This window comes from Paraburkholderia kirstenboschensis (assembly GCF_904848585.1).
Lineage (GTDB): Bacteria > Pseudomonadota > Gammaproteobacteria > Burkholderiales > Burkholderiaceae > Paraburkholderia > Paraburkholderia kirstenboschensis.
In genome coordinates this window covers 580,242-596,944 of the sequence record NZ_CAJHCR010000001.1, presented here as the reverse complement: position 1 = coordinate 596,944, position 16,703 = coordinate 580,242, and the positions used below count along the sequence as shown (strand labels likewise).

Annotated in this window: 13 protein-coding genes; 2 read left to right on the top strand and 11 right to left on the bottom strand. The window is 65.4% G+C overall.

Annotated features, from left to right (window positions below; translation table 11 throughout):
• Positions 1-383: 383 nt before the first annotated feature.
• The 8 genes from JMY24_RS02790 to JMY24_RS02755 form a co-directional block, all read right to left on the bottom strand.
• Positions 384-1,097: an ABC transporter ATP-binding protein gene (locus tag JMY24_RS02790; RefSeq protein ID WP_201701365.1), complete on the bottom strand. Its 714-nt coding sequence runs from the start codon at positions 1,095-1,097 to the stop codon at positions 384-386.
• Entirely contained in the window at positions 1,094-1,846 is a 753-nt protein-coding gene (locus tag JMY24_RS02785) for an ABC transporter ATP-binding protein (RefSeq protein WP_128595547.1), read from the bottom strand. Before JMY24_RS02785 ends, JMY24_RS02790 begins: the two co-directional genes overlap by 4 nt.
• Complete coding sequence (locus JMY24_RS02780; RefSeq protein WP_236597305.1) at positions 1,843-3,159, bottom strand: branched-chain amino acid ABC transporter permease; 1,317 nt, start codon at positions 3,157-3,159, stop codon at positions 1,843-1,845. The genes JMY24_RS02785 and JMY24_RS02780 overlap by 4 nt, the downstream gene beginning before the upstream one ends.
• Positions 3,152-4,090 (bottom strand): branched-chain amino acid ABC transporter permease, encoded by a 939-nt coding sequence (locus JMY24_RS02775; protein ID WP_128595548.1) that lies wholly within the window; start codon positions 4,088-4,090, stop codon positions 3,152-3,154. Before JMY24_RS02775 ends, JMY24_RS02780 begins: the two co-directional genes overlap by 8 nt.
• 4 nt (positions 4,091-4,094) lie before the next feature.
• The gene (locus JMY24_RS02770; RefSeq protein ID WP_128595549.1) at positions 4,095-4,550 is read right to left on the bottom strand and encodes an acyl-CoA thioesterase; all 456 of its coding nucleotides are present in this window, start codon (positions 4,548-4,550) and stop codon (positions 4,095-4,097) included.
• Positions 4,551-4,696: 146 nt separating this feature from the next.
• The gene (locus JMY24_RS02765; protein ID WP_128595550.1) at positions 4,697-5,227 is read right to left on the bottom strand and encodes an NUDIX domain-containing protein; all 531 of its coding nucleotides are present in this window, start codon (positions 5,225-5,227) and stop codon (positions 4,697-4,699) included.
• Positions 5,228-5,312: 85 nt separating this feature from the next.
• Positions 5,313-6,344 (bottom strand): threonine aldolase family protein, encoded by a 1,032-nt coding sequence (locus JMY24_RS02760; RefSeq protein ID WP_128591931.1) that lies wholly within the window; start codon positions 6,342-6,344, stop codon positions 5,313-5,315.
• Positions 6,345-6,553: 209 nt separating this feature from the next.
• Positions 6,554-8,374 (bottom strand): YbfB/YjiJ family MFS transporter, encoded by a 1,821-nt coding sequence (locus JMY24_RS02755; RefSeq protein ID WP_236597304.1) that lies wholly within the window; start codon positions 8,372-8,374, stop codon positions 6,554-6,556.
• 224 nt (positions 8,375-8,598) lie between these two features.
• Between JMY24_RS02755 and JMY24_RS02750 the strand changes: the two genes are divergently transcribed.
• Entirely contained in the window at positions 8,599-9,612 is a 1,014-nt protein-coding gene (locus JMY24_RS02750; protein ID WP_201701363.1) for a LysR family transcriptional regulator, read from the top strand.
• Between the two features lie 231 nt (positions 9,613-9,843).
• On the opposite strand, the gene alaS is transcribed toward JMY24_RS02750, so the two are convergent.
• Positions 9,844-12,468: an alanine--tRNA ligase gene (alaS, locus tag JMY24_RS02745; protein ID WP_128595552.1), complete on the bottom strand. Its 2,625-nt coding sequence runs from the start codon at positions 12,466-12,468 to the stop codon at positions 9,844-9,846.
• 347 nt (positions 12,469-12,815) lie between these two features.
• Between alaS and JMY24_RS02740 the strand changes: the two genes are divergently transcribed.
• Positions 12,816-14,036, top strand: a complete 1,221-nt coding sequence (locus JMY24_RS02740; protein WP_088173528.1) for a CaiB/BaiF CoA transferase family protein — start codon at positions 12,816-12,818, stop codon at positions 14,034-14,036.
• 40 nt (positions 14,037-14,076) lie between these two features.
• Here JMY24_RS02740 and JMY24_RS02735 read toward each other — a convergent pair whose 3' ends face one another.
• Together JMY24_RS02735 and ggt are read right to left on the bottom strand one after the other, a co-directional pair.
• Positions 14,077-14,652, bottom strand: a complete 576-nt coding sequence (locus JMY24_RS02735; RefSeq protein ID WP_128595553.1) for an RBBP9/YdeN family alpha/beta hydrolase — start codon at positions 14,650-14,652, stop codon at positions 14,077-14,079.
• A gap of 81 nt (positions 14,653-14,733) precedes the next feature.
• Entirely contained in the window at positions 14,734-16,497 is a 1,764-nt protein-coding gene (ggt, locus tag JMY24_RS02730; RefSeq protein ID WP_128595554.1) for a gamma-glutamyltransferase, read from the bottom strand.
• Positions 16,498-16,703 lie beyond the last annotated feature (206 nt).

Genomic DNA, 16,703 nt, shown 5'->3' with positions numbered 1-16,703 from the left:
CGGACCGCGGCTCGTCAGCGGGTCTTACGTCAGCGGGTCTTACGTCAGCGGGTCTTACGTCTGCCGCGCCGGTCTCGTTCATGATGTCTCCTCCTGAAGCCGCGACGCGTCTTCAACCCTCACGCCGACGTCGTGCGCCTTTTACGTGATTGTCTTTATTTGTACGCGCGCTGCCGACAAGATTTCTGGAGGACGCTCACCAAACGATCAAGCGTTTGAATCGCTCTGACGAGTCGACGCAAAGCCGTGCAGGCTCGGGACAAGCGGACATGTTCAGAACGGAGATTCAAACGCTAATGCCGCCGCCCTTTTCAGCGTGCGGAAGGATTGGCATTCGACATAAGCACATGCGAGGTAGAGAACCGCTCGCGCAGCGAAAGCGTTTAACCCACACCGAGCCATTCACGCATGACGTCGGGACGCTGCAAGAACGCGTGAAGTTCGCCGTCGAACACGATCTCGCCATGACCCATCACCACGACGCGGCTCGCTATGTCCTGCGCGATCACGAGACGCTGCTCGATCAGCAGCATCGCCATGCCGCGCTCGCGCAGCACGCGCAGGCATTGAGCGACCTGCTGCATCACGAAGCCCGCGAGGCCCTCGCCGGGCTCGTCGACCAGCAGCAGATCGGGATCGCCGAGCAGCGCGCGGGCGAGGCTCAGCATCTGCTGCTCGCCGCCGGACAGCGCGCCCGCGCGCGTGCGCTGGCGCTCGCGCAGCACGGGGAAAAGTGTGTAGGCGTCGTCTATGCTGAAGCGCGGCGTGCGCCCGCGATTGCGCGGGGCTACGCCGAGTTCAAGGTTTTCGCCGACGCTCAGCGTGGGAAACACATCGCGATGCTCGGGCACATAGCCGATGCCAAGCCGCGCGATTTCAAAAGTACGCAACCCGGCAAGCGAGCGGCCCGCGAAGCGCAACTCGCCATCGGCATGCACGAGGCCCATGATCGAGCGGGCGAGCGTCGAGCGTCCTGAACCGTTGCGTCCGACGAGCGCGAGCACTTCGCCCGCGCCGATCTGCAAGCTCACGCCGCGCAACGCCTGGCTCGGCCCGTACCATGCATTGAGTCCGCGAATCTCCAGCATGGATGTCATGCGTCGAACCCTTCGCCGAGATAAGCGGCGCGCACCGCGGTGTCCGCGCGAATCGCCGCAGGCGTGCCGGTCGCGATAATGCGCCCTTGCACGAGCACTGAAATGCGATCGGCGATGGCGAACACCGCGTCCATGTCGTGCTCGACCATCAGCAGCGTGCGCCCCGCCGTGGTCTCGCGGATCAATTCGATTGCGCGCGCCGCCTCCGCGCGGTTCATGCCCGCAGTCGGCTCGTCGAGCAACAACGTATGCGCGCCACCGGCGAGTGCTATGCCGAGGTCGAGCGCGCGCTGCTCGGCATAGCTCAGCGTGCCGGCCAGGACATGCGCGCGCGCGCCGAGGCCGACTGCTTCGAGCACCTGCGCCGCGCGTGCATCTACTGCGGATGCGCCGGCGAATCGCTGCCACCAGCGTATGCGGTCGCGCTCGGCGAGCAGCGCGGCGCAGCGCAAGTTGTCGTACACGCTCAACCGTGCAAACACGCTCGTGCTCTGGAAACTGCGCGCAAGGCCGCGGCGCGCAATCGCCGCCGGGGCAAGCCGTGTGATCTGGGCACCGAAGAGGTCGATGCGCCCGGCGTCGGGCCGCGCGCCGCCGGCAATGAGATTGAAGAGCGTGGATTTGCCCGCGCCGTTGGGGCCGATCAACGCATGCCGTTCGCCCGGTTCGATCGCGAGATTCACACCGCGCAAAATGCGCGTGGAGCCGAAGCGCTTTTCGACCCCGTAGAGCGCGAGCGCCGGGATCATTGCGGGCCTCCGGCGTTTTGCCTCGCGCGCGCATGGGCCGCAAGACGGGTTTGCGCGCGCGATGCGTACAGAGCCGCCAGTGCACCGAGCGCCGCGAGCACGAAGATCGTCATGCCGAGCCGCAACGGCGACGAGAGGACAAACGACAGCAACGAAGACTGATCGCCCACGTGCAGCGCAGCGTCCTCCTGCGCGCCGAACTGAACGGCGTAAGCCCACTGCACCGCGAGCACGGTGGCAGCTGTCCACAGCAGGATCGCAGCCATGCCGCAGACGTAGACGGCGCGGCATCGGCGCCAACCGTCACGCACGAGCCGCAAGGTATGCCGCTGGATGAAGCCGGCGAGTCCGTCCGGCGCGGCGACCACGATCACGATAAAGAACAGGCCCAGATAAAAGAGCCAGGCCCGCGTGACGCTGGCCACCGCCACGCTGAAAAACGTCAGCACGATCGCGCCCGCGACCGGTCCGAAAAAGACGCCCGTGCCGCCGATCACCGTGGCGATCAGCACGGAGCCCGAGCGGACCATGCTGACACTGTCGGTCGACACCAGTTCGACGTTGATCAGCGCAAGTGTGCCCGCGACGCCCGCGAAAAACGCCGACATGACGAGGACGCCGTAGCGAACCCGACGCGGATAGCAGCCGAGCGCCGCGGCGCGCGCCGGGTTGTCGCGCACCGCGTTGGCGAGCCGCATGAACGCCGTGCGCGACAGAGCGAACATCGCGGCGCTCGCGAGCAGGCACCACAGCGCGATCAACGTATAAGCCTCGCGTGCCGGGCCGAACGTAAAGGCGCCGAGCATGGGCCCGCTTGCGCGATCAATCGCGACACCCGCTTCGCCGCCGAACCAGTCGGGCAAGGTCCACGCGGCGGCCGCGACAAGTTCGCCGATGCCCAGCGTGATCATTGCAAACGCGGTCCCGGCCCGACGCGTCGAGATGAAACCGAGCAGCGCCCCGCACGACGCGGCGCCCGCGCCGCCCACCAGCGGCAGTAGCGCGAGCGGTGCGCCGATACGGTTGAAAACCTGCGCGGCAATCAGCGCCCCGAGGCCTGAATATGCGGCATGTCCGAACGACAGCAGTCCGGCCTCCCCGAGCAACAGGTTGTACGAGAGCGCGAAGACGATCATCGTGGCGGTCTGCGCGAGGTATGCGAGCAGCCAGCTTTGCCGCCAGATCAATGGCGGCGCCGCAAGCAGGAGAATCAGCGCGAGCCACGGTGCGAGGCGACGCCACATCGCGTGAGAGCGCTGGGTCGCGGCTACGGGCGACGCTTGCGCGGGCTCTCGCTTGGGCAGCTTACGCATGATCGTCGCGCCGGCCGAAGAGTCCGCGCGGGCGCACCGCCAGCATGCCGACGAGCAGCAGGTACGGAATCAGCGGCGCAAGCTGCGCGAGCGTCAGCGCGTCCCATTCGCGCGGCAGCGAAGCGTCGAAAGTAGCGAGCACGTCGCCGAGCGAAACGTCGCTCGCCACCGCCAGTGTCTGCACACAGCCGATCAGCAGCGACGCAGCCAGCGCGCCGCCCAGCGATCCCAGCCCGCCTGTCACCACGACGACGAACACGATCGAGCCGAGCGATTCGGCCATCGCGGGTTCGATCACGGAAAGCGGCGCGCCGATCACGCCGGCCAGCGCGGCGAGTGCCGTGCCCGCCGCGAAGACGCCGGTGAAGACGCGCGGCACATTGTGGCCGAGCGCTTCGACGGCGCTCGGGTGCGAGAGCGCGGCACGCACGATGAGGCCCGCCTTCGATACGCGCAGCACCGCGTACAGCGAGACGAGCATCACAAGAGAGACCAGCATCATGAACGCGCGATAACGCGCAAAGGTCGCGCCGTAGAGCGTAAAGAGCGGGCCGTCCAGCGCGGCCGGCACGCTCGCGGCGAGCGGACTCAAGCCCCAGCCGAGCTTCACGAGCTCGCCGAGCACATAGGCGGCGCCGAACGTCAGCAGCAGTTCCGCGAGATGGCCATGGCTTCGCACGCGACGCAACAGCCAGCGCTCCAACGCAGCACCGATCGAACCGACGACGAGCGGCGCGATCACGAGCGCGCTCCAGAACCCTGCCCGCACGGCCACCGAATAGCCGACGTAGGCGCCAAGCATGTAGAAGCTCGCATGCGCGAAGTTCAGCACGCCGAGCATGCTGAAGATCAGCGTCAGCCCGGCCGACAGCATGAAGAGCAGCAGTCCGAAGCTGATCCCGTTGAGCAGGTTGATGGCTAACGACTGCACGTGCCTAATCCGCCGCCGCGGCGGTAGCAACGCGGATCGGCTCGAGCGCCGCACGCAGTGCATCGGGCAGGTTCACTGGACGGCGAGTGACGCGATCCACGTACACATGCACGAAGTGGCCGTGCGCGGCGGCTTCGTCGCTGCCTTCCTTGAAGAGCCCCACTTCGTAGCGCACGCTCGATGTGCCGAGCCGCGTCACTCGCAAGCCCGCTTCGACACGCTCGGGAAACACGAGCGGCGCAAAGTAGTTGCAATGCGTCTCGACGACCAGCCCGATGGTCTCGCCGCGCTCGAAATCCAGCGCGCCGGCGCGGATCAAATACTCGTTCACCACCGTATCGAAGTAGCTGTAATAGACGACATTGTTCACGTGACCGTAGACGTCGTTGTCCATCCAGCGCGTGGTGATAGAGAGGAAGTGCGGATACGAGCTTCGTGGCGCGGCGGCGGGCTTGGACATTGGGGTGGTGTGTAGTTTGAGTGGTGGTGTCGGGGTGCAGTTGTGTTCTGGGCGGCGCCTGCTGTTGCGTTAGTTGCGGCGCCGTTGTCCGCCTCGCCGAGGCTACTGGCCGATCAGGCCGGTCGACGCACGAGGCCCGATTACGGTTACTGCCCCGGCTTGTCGACGAACTCGAACGGCAAGCCGCGCCGCCGCATCCATTCCCCGAGCGCCTGCCCGGTGCCGGCGCGCCAGGGCCGCAGCTTCGCCGGCTCGACGAGCCGGTACTCGAGCAGTTCGGGCGACAGCGAAATCGTGCCATGCGCCTTCACGTGATACGCGATGATCAGTTCGTTCTTGCGAATGAATTCATACACGCCAATCAGTTCGACCGACAGGGCATGCAACGACGTCTCCTCCAGCACCTCGCGCGCAATGCCCTCTTCCGGCGTCTCGCCGTTTTCGAGGAAGCCGGTAATCAGCGCGAAGACGCCCTCCGCCCATGCGGCATTGCGCGCGAGAAGGATCTTGCCCTCGTATTCGACGATCGCCGCGACCACCGGCAACGGATTGTTCCAGTGCACGTAGCCGCATCCGGCATCGGGACAGGTCTGGCGGATGCGCCCGCCTTCATGTTCGGCGTCGGCTCGCTCAGTCAAAGGCGTCGCGCAGCGGGGACAAAATAGGTATTCGGTCATGGTTACGTGGCTTGGAGGTTCGGTCTTTGCCGGCGCGGCGCGCTGGCGGTATTGCGGCTTCGCGGCTAACACGGCTCACGCACTTTTACGCCGCGCACAACTCCCGGACTTCGGCCGCGAAACGCTCGACCGTTTCCGGCTGCGTGTCCCACGCGCACATCAGCCGGCAGCCGCCCGCGCCGATGAACTCGTAGAACTTCCAGCCGCGCGCGCGCATGGCCTTCGCGGCTTGCGCGGGCAACTGCGCGAAGACTGCGTTCGACTCGCGCGGGAACATGATGCTTACGCCCGGAATTTCCTGCAACCGCGTTTGCAGCAGTTGCGCCATCGCGTTCGCGTGACGTGCGTTGCGCAACCACACGTCGTTATCGAGCAGGCCTAACCACGGTGCGGAAATGAAGCGCATCTTCGAAGCGAGCTGGCCCGCCTGCTTCAGACGGTAGGCGAAATCGTCGGCTAGCGCGCGGTCGAAGAACACCACCGCTTCACCCACCGGCAAGCCGTTCTTGGTGCCACCGAAACACAGTACGTCGACGCCCGCGCGCCAGGTGATCTCGGACGGATGCACGTCGAGCGCGGCGACCGCATTCGCGAAACGCGCGCCGTCCATATGCACTTTCAGATGACGCCGCTTGGCGATCGCAGCGATCGCGCGCACTTCCTCGACGGTGTAGACGGTGCCCACTTCGGTCGACTGCGTGAGCGTGACGACCTTGGGCTTCGGGTAGTGAATGTCGGCGCGGCGCGTGACGACCGCCTCGATCGCATCGGGCGTGAGCTTGCCGCCGATGCCGGGCGCCGTCAGCAGCTTCGAGCCGCCGGAGAAGAATTCGGGGCCGCCGCACTCGTCGGTTTCGATGTGCGCGAGCTCATGGCAGATCACCGAGTGGTATGACTGGCAAAGCGATGCGAGCGCAAGCGAATTGGCCGCCGTGCCGTTGAACACGAAGAACACTTCGCAGTCGGTCTGGAACAGTTCGCGCAGACGATCGCATACCTGATTGGTCCACGAGTCGTCGCCATAGGCCGGTTCGTGGCCGCTGTTGTTGGCGGCGATCAGCGCATGAAGCGCTTCGGGACAGATGCCGGCGTAGTTGTCGGACGCGAAATGTTGCATGGTGAGCGGCGCGGCCGGCGACAGACGCGCGGGGATGACGGAAAGCCGTCATTTTAGTGCCAGCGGGCGTGATTTGTTTTTCGAAAGGGGGAGCGGTTTTGGGGGGTGAGATGGGGCGCGACGTGCCATCGCGCTGTCTTATCACGGGAGCTGCACGACCGTCGGCAATCTTACCGCGGGAACCCTCCCGCCGCTTTCTAACCGCGGCTTCAACCGCAGCCGCACTCCGGCATGCGCCCTCGCCCGCGAGGCATCCGCGCGACGGCGACGAGACCGGCCGCCCCCAGCAGCAGCGCGCCGGCCGCCAGCCACAAAGCCGGCGAAAACGAGCCGGTGTGCGCGGCGATCGGCGCGGCGACGAGCGGTCCGACGATCTGTCCGAGGCCGTAAGCAGCAGTGGCATAGCCCATGAGGCCGGCCGCGTCGTCGCCGCGCAGACGCCGTGCCTCACGCATCGCGAACAAGGTAATTGCGGTGAAGGGCACGCCAATCAGGATGCTTCCGAGCGAGAAGCCGCCCGCCGTCGGCCAGACAATGCCGAGCGCGATACCGCAGGCTTGCAGCACGTAACTGCCGGCCAGCAGCACGCGATTGTCCAGGTGCAGCGGCAGCCGCGCGGCCAGCAATGCACCGACGATCAACGCGGCGCCGAACATCGGCCAGAACAGGTCGGGCCACGGCGAGCCGGGCAGCGCATGGCGCGCGATAACCGGCAGAAACGTCGCGGTGATGATGTAGCCGAAGCCGGGCACACCGTAAAGGACGACGAGCCACAAGGCGTCCGCGGGGTGGGTGCTGCGCTCGTCGCGCACGGTGCTTCGGATTGCGTTGCCATAGTCGCTTCGGGCGGCGGCGTCGGGCGTTGCTCTGGCGGAGCCGTTTGCGGCGATTGCGTCGGCGGTCGCAGTGGTGGAGCCGTTGGCGGCGATTGTGTCAGGCGTCGCGGTGGCGGAGCCGTTTGCGGCGATCGCGTCGGTGGTCGCAGGGGTGGAGCCGTTTGTGGCGATGGCGTCAGGCGTCGCGGTGGCCGAGCCGTTTGTGGCGACGGCGTCGGCGGTCGCAGCGGCGGAGTCGTTTGCGGCGATTGCGTCGGTGGTCGCAGTGGTGGAGCCGTTTGCGGCGATTGCGTCGGCGGTCGCGGTGGCGGAGCCGTTTGCGGCGATTGCGTCGGCGGTCGTAGCGGCGGAGCCGTTTGCGGCGATTGCATCAGGCATCGCGGTGGCAAAACTCTTTGCTGTGGTTACGCCGGACTTCGCGGCAGCCACACCCCCTGGCGCCGTTGAGCCCCGCGTCTCCGGACCAAAGCTCGACGTGCTTTGTTGGCCGGCGCGTTGAGCGGCGCCCGTCACCGCTCCCGTGAACGATTCGCCCGCGGGCCTCTCTCCCACCGCCCTCGTTTTGACTAAAGGCGCAGAGCGGCGATGCGCGCTCCCGCCACCGGACCCGGAACCGGCCGGCGCGCCGAATGCGGACCACACCGCCACCGCCAGAACCGCCGAGATCAAGCCAAAGCCGAGCCAGCCCACCGTCGCGCCATAACCGCCCGCCGCGCTGACAAGCAACCCGGTCCCGACGATGCCCACGCCCGGCCCCGTATAAATCACGCCGCTCCAGGCAGGCTGACCGAGCTCCGCGAGCCGTCGCAGGCCCCATTGCGACGCGAACACGAAAGTCCAGGCGCTCACCGCCCCGGCGATGAAGCGTACCGCCGCCCACACCCAGAACTGGCTCGTGACGCCCATTGCCAGTGTCAACAGAACGGTCAAGACCAGCCCCGAGCGCACCATCCGCGCGGGCTCGACGCGCAACGCCGCGCACGTCAACGCGCCGACGAAGTAGCCCGCGTAATTGAACGACGCCAGCCAGCCGCCGTGCTGGATGTCGATCGGCGGCTGACTGAACGCGCCGCCGCCGTGCAGCATCAATGGCAATAACGGCGTGAACGCAAACCGCCCGACTCCGAGCGCGACGGCCAGCGTCACCATACAGGCGAGCGCCGCGCGCCGGGCGGCATGTGGTTCTGCTGACATGAATTGGGCTTGGGAAGCAGGGTCGTTCATGGATGGCCATTCAAGGAAAAGCGCGCGACACGCGGGAAGCCTCGCGGGACCTCACATAAGCTGCGGCGCGGTCGGCCCCATCACCGAACCGGCATAGAGGCGGCGCCTGAGCCTAGGTTGTCATTCATATTAGCTTGACGATTCGATCATGGAAAATGAATAATTTGGATACCATCCATCGCGAGGAGAGAATCGTGGACCTGGCAGCCTTGACGATTTTTCGGGCGGTCGTGCGCGAAAACGGCGTGACGCGCGCCGCCGCGAAGCTCAATCGCGTGCAATCGAATGTCACCACGCGCATCAAACAGCTCGAGGAGCAACTCGGAGCCGACCTCTTTATCCGCGATGGGCGGCGCCTCGTGCTGACGCCCGCAGGCGAGACGCTCCTGCCGTACGCCGAACGGCTGCTCGCTCTTGCCGACGAAGCGCGTCACGCGGTGCGGGCCGACCGTCCGAGCGGGCGACTGCGTCTGGGCACGATGGAAAGCGTCGCGGCAACACGGCTTCCAGGGTTGCTCGCTCGCTATCACCAGCAATGGCCCGACGTCGCCCTCGAGCTCGAAACCGGTACGACGGGCAAGCTGATCGAGCGGGTGCGCGAATTCGAAGTGGACGCCGCTCTCGTGGCAACACCGCTGGACCCCGCGGCGCTTGGCGACTTGTTCGAGACTGTGCCGGTGTTCAGGGAGGAACTGGTGATGCTGACGCCGCGCGGCCATCGGCCGATTCGCGGAGTCCGCGACATCGCGCTATCGACGCTGGTTGCATTCGAGCGCGGCTGCGCCTACCGGGCTTACATCGAGAAATGGTATCTGGAGCACGGCGTGAGGCCGGCGCGGGTGCTGGAACTCGGCTCGTATCATGCGATCGTGGCTTGCGTGGCCGCGGGCGCTGGGGTTGCGGTCGCGCCCCGGTCGGTGCTGGGACTGCAAGCCGACGCGAGCAACATCGCGGTGCATGACTTGCCGGACATCGGTGTGATCGAGACATTGCTCGTCTGGCGACGTGGGCACTTTTCGTCGGCCCTCAATGCGCTGAAGCAGACTCTTGTCGCACAGGAGAGCGCGGGGGATTTGGCGGAGGCGGAGGCCGAGGCCGAGGCGGAGGCCGAGGCGGAGGCGGAGGCGGTGGAGGCGGGTGCGGGTGCGGCTAAGGGCCAAGATGCGAATGCAAGCGTCCGCCCAGGCGTGAGCGCTGGCGTCGCTTGATTCTTCGCTGCAACGCTGAATGTATCGCGGCTGCCTGGAATTGGCCGATAGACGTCACGCCGACGTGTATCCGCTCTGAAGCGTAAGCCAGAAGCCCTAACCGAAAGACCGGCCCGGCAAAAAATCGGGCCACGCGCCACGCCATCGATCCGGCGCACTGCGTGACCCACCTCAAATCTCTTCAACGACTTTCGGCTCGGTCCGGCCCATGACGGCCGGATCGAAACCCGATCAAAGCTGCGCTTCGACCCACCCCTTCACACCAGCAAGCGCTGCGGGCAAATTCGCCGGCTCGGTGCCGCCAGCCTGCGCCATATCCGGCCGGCCGCCGCCCTTGCCGCCAACCTGCTGCGCGACGAAGTTGACGAGTTCGCCCGCCTTGACCTTCTTGCTCGCGTCCGCCGTGACGCCGGCGATCAGGCTGACCTTGCCGCCTTCGACGGAAGCCAGCACGATCGCCGCGCTCTTCAGCTTGTCCTTGAGCTTGTCCACCGTTTCGCGCAGCGTCTTCACGTCCGCGCCCTCGAGCGTGGCGGCCAGAACCTGCACGCCGGCCACTTCGATCGCCTGACCGGCGAGTTCGTCGCCCTGGCTCGACGCCATCTTCGACTTGAGCGCGCTCAGTTCTTTCTCGAGCTGCTTCACCTGATCCTGCACTTGCGTGATGCGCTGCGTCAGTTCGGACGGTTGCGCTTTCAGCACCGCCGCCGCGGCGTTGATGCGCGCGTCGAGATCCTGCACGAAGCGCACGGCGTTGTCGCCCGTGATTGCTTCCACGCGACGAATCCCCGCCGCCACACCGCCTTCCATCACGATCTTGAACAGACCGATGTCGCCGGTGCGCTGCACGTGCGTGCCGCCGCACAACTCGCGGGAAAAGCCCAGGTCGAGCACGCGCACTTCGTCGCCGTATTTCTCGCCGAACAGCGCCATCGCGCCGCCCTTCACCGCTTCGTCGAACGGCATGACGCGCACAATGCCGGGCGCGTTCGCCAGCACTTCGGCGTTGACGATCTCTTCGACGCGGCGGATCTGCTCGTCGGTCATTGGCGCGTTGTGCGCGAAGTCGAAACGCGTCTTGTCCGGATCGACGAGCGAGCCTTTCTGCTGCACGTGCGAGCCGAGCACTTCGCGCAACGCCTTGTGCATAAGGTGCGTGGCCGAGTGGTTGCGGGCCGTGCGTGCGCGGCGTACCGCGTCGATTTCAGCCTTGACCACGTCGCCCACCTTCAGCGTGCCCTGTTCGAGCGTGCCGTGATGACCGACCACGTCGGCCTGCACTTTCAGCGTGTCGGCTACCGCAAAGCGCACGCTCGCGTTGGCGAGCAAGCCCTGATCGCCAACCTGGCCGCCCGACTCTGCGTAGAACGGCGTATGGTCCAGCACGACAACGGCCTGCTGACCGTGCGTGACTGCCTGCACCGAAGCACCATCTACATAAAGCGCGGTCACCTTCGCGTCGTCGAAGATTATTTCTTCGTAGCCGTGGAACGTGGTCTTCGCGCCCGAATATTCGAGCCCTTGCGCCATCTTGAACTTGCCCGCTGCGCGAGCCTGTTCGCGCTGACGCGCCATGGCTTCGTCGAACGCCGGTTCGTCTACAGTCACTCCGCGCTCGCGACACACGTCGGCGGTGAGGTCGAGCGGGAAGCCGTACGTATCGTGCAGCTTGAACGCGAGTTCGCCGTCGAGTGTCTTGCCGCCCTTCTTTTCGAGGTCGGCCAGCGCGTTTTCGAGAATCGACATGCCGTGCTCGATGGTCTCGAAAAAGCGTTCTTCTTCCTGACGCAGCACGTCGGTCACGCGCTGTTGTGCGTCCTTCAGTTCCGGATACGCGCCGCCCATTTGCGCGACGAGATCGGCCACCATGCGATGGAAGAACGCGCCCTTCTTGCCGAGCTTGTAGCCATGACGGATAGCGCGACGCACGATACGGCGCAGCACGTAGCCGCGACCTTCATTGCCGGGAATCACGCCGTCAACGATCAGGAACGAGCACGCGCGAATATGATCGGCGATCACCTTCAGCGAGTTGTTCGTCAGATCGCTCACGCCGGTTTCGCGCGCGGCAGCCTGGATGAGCGCCTGGAACAGGTCGATCTCATAGTTGCTGTGCACGTGCTGCAACACCGCGGCGATGCGCTCCAGACCCATGCCTGTGTCGACGCACTGCTTGGGCAACGGCGTCATGTTGCCTTGCGCGTCGCGATTGAACTGCATGAACACGAGATTCCAGATCTCGATGTAGCGGTCGCCGTCTTCTTCAGGCGATCCCGGCGGGCCGCCCCACACGTCCGGGCCGTGGTCGTAGAAAATTTCCGAGCACGGGCCGCACGGGCCGGTGTCTGCCATTTGCCAGAAGTTGTCCGACGCGTAACGCGCACCCTTGTTGTCGCCTATGCGGATGATGCGCTCGACCGGCACGCCCACTTCCTTCGCCCAGATGTCGTGCGCTTCGTCGTCTTCGTGATAGACGGTGACCCACAGCTTGTCTTTCGGCAACTGGTACACGCCCGTCAGCAGTTCCCACGCGTAGTGGATCGCGTCGCGCTTGAAATAGTCGCCGAACGAGAAGTTGCCCAGCATTTCGAAGAACGTATGATGGCGCGCGGTATAGCCGACGTTTTCCAGATCGTTGTGCTTGCCGCCCGCGCGCACGCTGCGCTGCGCGGTTGTGGCGCGCGAATACGGGCGCGATTCCGCGCCGAGGAACACATCTTTGAACTGCACCATTCCCGAATTCGTGAAGAGCAGCGTCGGGTCGTTGCCGGGCACAAGGCTCGACGAGCGAACGATCGTATGGCCCTTCGATTCGAAGAACTTGAGGAATTTCTCGCGGATTTCGGCGGCTTTCATAGCGGGCGGGGGACGGTCCTGACTGTTTCCAGACTTTTACCGGCGGCATCCGGAGATGCGCCAACTGTTTGTTTCTTAAACGACTGATTATACGGGATCGGCGGCCTCGCGCGGCGCGCTGCCGAGTCGTTAGCCGTTCGGCCAGGTCGCGCCGGGCAGTGTGAGACACGGTGATGCGTCTGAGCCGCGCATGAGTCCTCGCGCGGCTCGTGCCCCGCTTGCGAGAATTGCGCGTCATTCGTCTTATGACGTTTGGCCGACTGCGCCGGCTCGCCCTAATCGCTTAAGATTGCCCACATCCACGGCGCCTTGCGCGCCGGCCGCTTACATTGGAGACATCGACAAACATGGGCGCTCTCAGTCATATCCGCGTGCTGGATCTCACCCGCGTGCTCGCGGGCCCCTGGTGCGCGCAAACGCTTGCCGATTTCGGCGCAGACGTGATCAAGATCGAACGCCCCGACGTGGGTGACGACACGCGCCACTGGGGCCCTCCGTACCTCAAGACGCCCGAAGGCGCGGACACGCGCGAGGCGGCTTACTACCTCGCCGCGAACCGCAACAAGCGCTCGGTGACCATCGACATCGCGTCGCCGGAAGGTCAGCGGATCATTCGCGAACTGGCCGCGCAAAGCGACGTGGTGCTGGAGAACTACAAGGTCGGGCAGCTTAAGAAATACGGCCTCGATTACGCGTCGCTGAAAGAAGTGAAGCCGGATCTGATCTACTGCTCGGTGACGGGATTCGGGCAGACCGGACCGTATGCGCAGCGCGCGGGCTACGACTTCATCGTGCAGGGGATCGGCGGATTCATGAGTATCACCGGCGAGCGCGACGGCCAGCCGGGCGGCGGCCCGCAAAAGGCCGGCGTGGCGATCGCCGATCTTATGACCGGCATGTATTCGACCATCGCCGTGCTTACTGCTCTCACGCACCGCGACCGCACCGGTGAAGGCCAATATATCGACATGGCGTTGCTCGACGTGCAGGTCGCCATGCTAGCCAACATGAATTCGAACTACCTCGCGAGCGGTCAGCCGCCGGTCCGCTGGGGCAACGCGCATCCGAACATCGTGCCGTACCAGACGTTCCAGACGAGCGACGGCTGGATCATCGTTGCGGTCGGCAACGACGGCCAGTTCCGCAAGTTCGTCGAGGTGGGCCAACGCCCGGAACTTGCCGAAGACGAGCGTTTCGCAACCAATCCCGCACGCGTGCGGCATCGCGATGTACTCGTGCCGATCCTCGCGGAGATGGTCCGTCTGAAGGGCAAGCAGGACTGGATCGCGGCGCTCGAGGCGGCCGGCGTGCCGTGTGGGCCGATCAACGATCTCGCAGAAGTATTCGAAAACGAGCAGGTGGTGGCGCGCGGCATGCAGGTCGATCTGCCGCATCCCTCGGGCGGCACCGTCAAGCTGGTGCGCAATCCGATCAACATGACGGGCACGCCGCCACAAGCGCTCACGCATCCGCCGACGCTCGGAGAGCATACAGAAAGCGTTCTGCGCGACGTGCTCGGTTACGGCGACGAACGGATCGCGGCGTTACGCGGGCAATCCGTGATTTGAAGAATGCCCGCTACCGCCCTGGCTATCTCTCGTCCCGCGCTCAAACCGACGCGCGCAGCGAAGCCAGCCAGCCGCGCGCCTCGTCCCAATCGCCGAGCCCGCTGTCGGCATTGATGTGTCCGCGCGGACCCACGTCGATCCAGCGGCTGCCCCACGCGTTTGCGCAGGCTTGCGAGAACGGCACGCCGCCGTAAGGATCGTCGCTACTCGCAACCACGATGCTCGCGAACGGCAAACGCTCAGTCGGTACGGGCGCGAATCCGCTGGCGTCCCGCGGAAAGTTCGCTCCAGCTGGATCAGGAACGGCGACCAGCAACGCGCCCTCAACCTTGCCGAGTTGCGCGGCGCTCGCGTACTGCGAGGCCCAGAATGCGGCGGTCAGGCAACCGAGGCTGTGGGCTGCTAATACGATCGGCCCATCGGCGGCAGCCACCGCTGAGTCGAGCGCGCGGCACCAGGCATCGCGCACGGGATGATCCCAGTCAGGCATCTGCACCCGTGTGAATGCTGGATCGAGGGCCTCCCAGCGAGTCTGCCAATGCCCCGCGCCGGAGTTCTGGTAACCCGGCAATACGAGTACGTTCGGCTTTCGTGCGTTCGCTTCTGGTGCGTTCATTGTGTTCCCCGTGGCTTTTGTTTTAGCGTGTAATCGCAGGCGATTGGTATCAGCGGTGGCCAGCTGCAACCCGTCGAGCGCTCAACGTATCACACGCCCTACTCCGATGCCGCGCGGGTCGGACGCTGGCTCGGGCGTCGTCCCGTCGATGCGGATCATCTGCACGTCGCCGTTGAACGACTGCCCTTCCAGCACGTAGCCCAGCTCCTGCAACTGGGCGGCGAGTTCGCCCGTAATGGGACGATACGGCTCGAAGTAAATCGTCTTGGGCGGCAGTAACTGATGATGAAACCGCATCGCGGCGAGCGCGTCGCCGGGCGGCATATTGAAGTCGTAGAGATCGGTCATGACCTGGAAGATCGACGTGAGAATGCGCGACCCTCCGGGCGTCCCGATCACGAGCGACACCTTATTGTCCTTTAGCAGAATGGTCGGCGTCATCGACGAAAGCGGGCGGCGGCCCGCCAACACCGCGTTGAGTTCGACACCCGTCGCGCCGGCCGCACCGGACTGGCCCGCGGCGCCGGCCTTCGTCACGAAGTCGTCCATCGCGTCGTTGAGCAGGAAACCCGCGCCGTCGACCACCACGCCGGAGCCAAACTCGCCGTCGAGCGTCGTGGTGTTCGACACCGCGTTGCCCCACTTGTCCACGACCGAAAAGTGCGTGGTCTGCGCTTTTTCCGGTGTCGCATCGCCCAAGCCGGGTTTGACCGGCGTCGCGCCGGGCACTTCGTCCGCACTGATTTCGGATGCGCGTTGGCCGAGGTAGGCGTCGTCGAGCAGTTTATCGACGGGCAGCTTGTACGAATCCGGATCGCCCAGGTACTGCTGGCGGTCGGCGAACACGCGGTCTTCGATTTGCGCGACCAGATGGATATACGACGCGGAATTGAGTTCGATCCCGTCGAAAGCCTGTTTCAGATCGGCCTTCATTTTCAGCATCTGGATCAACCCCACCCCGCCCGAACTCGGCGGCGGTGCGGTCAGCACCTGATAGCCGTTCCAGTTTGCAGTGAGCGGCTGACGCCACACGGCCTTGTATTGCAGCAGGTCACCCTTCGTGACGAAACCATGCCCGTACATCTGCTGCGCGAGCAGATCGGCGGTGCGCCCTTCGTAGAACTCACGGCCGCCGTCGCTCGCAATGCGCGTGAGGGTTTGCGCCAGCTCCGGCTGCCGGTAAGTGGCACCTGCTTTCATGCTCGAGAAATAAACGTCGAAGTTCGTCTTGCCCGCGAAATTCTTCGCCGTCGCGTCACGCTGCTGCTGGAGCCGGGGATCGACCTGAAAACCTTCAGTGGCGTACCGGATAGCGGGCGCGAGGACCTGCTTCCACTTCAGCTTTCCAAAACGCTGCTGGGCCTGCCACATACCGTCGACGCTGCCCGGCACAGCCACCGCGCGATGGCCGATGGAACTCATGCCCGGCACGACGTTGCCTTTGTCGTCGAGATACATGTCGCGCGTCGCCTGTTGCGGCGCGCGCTCGCGGTAGTCGAGAAAATACGGCTTGCCGTCGACGAACAGCGTCATGAACCCGCCGCCGCCGAGGTTCCCCGCATCCGGGCGCGTGACGGCCAGCGTGAAGGCGATAGCCACGGCGGCATCCACCGCGTTGCCGCCGGCGGCGAAGATCTGCTGCGCGGCGTCGGCGCTGTAGCGATCCGGCGCCGCCACGGCGGATGCATCGAACACGGCTTTAGGCTGCGGCGTCCTGGCGAGCGCCGGGGCGGGCGCGACGATGCACGCAGCGAACGTGGCCGATAGCGTTGCGGCTGTGACCTTTCGCGCAAACGAAGTAAAGGCAAAGGGCGCGCGAGGCGCGTCGTGCGTCAAGATTGGCATCCGAGAAACTCCGGCAACTAAGGGCGCCATGTTGCACGAACAGAAAAAGTCCGTGCAAGGCGAGACGGAACGGGCGGCTTGCGTGAGCGCAGCGCCGGGCGCATGCGCCGTCACGTCGCAAGCGGCACTGTCCGTTGAATGATCGGCGGCTGGTGAGGCGGCGCGCGGCGACGGCCTGACGGGCAAAGCGCGGTTCCTGCGCCCGC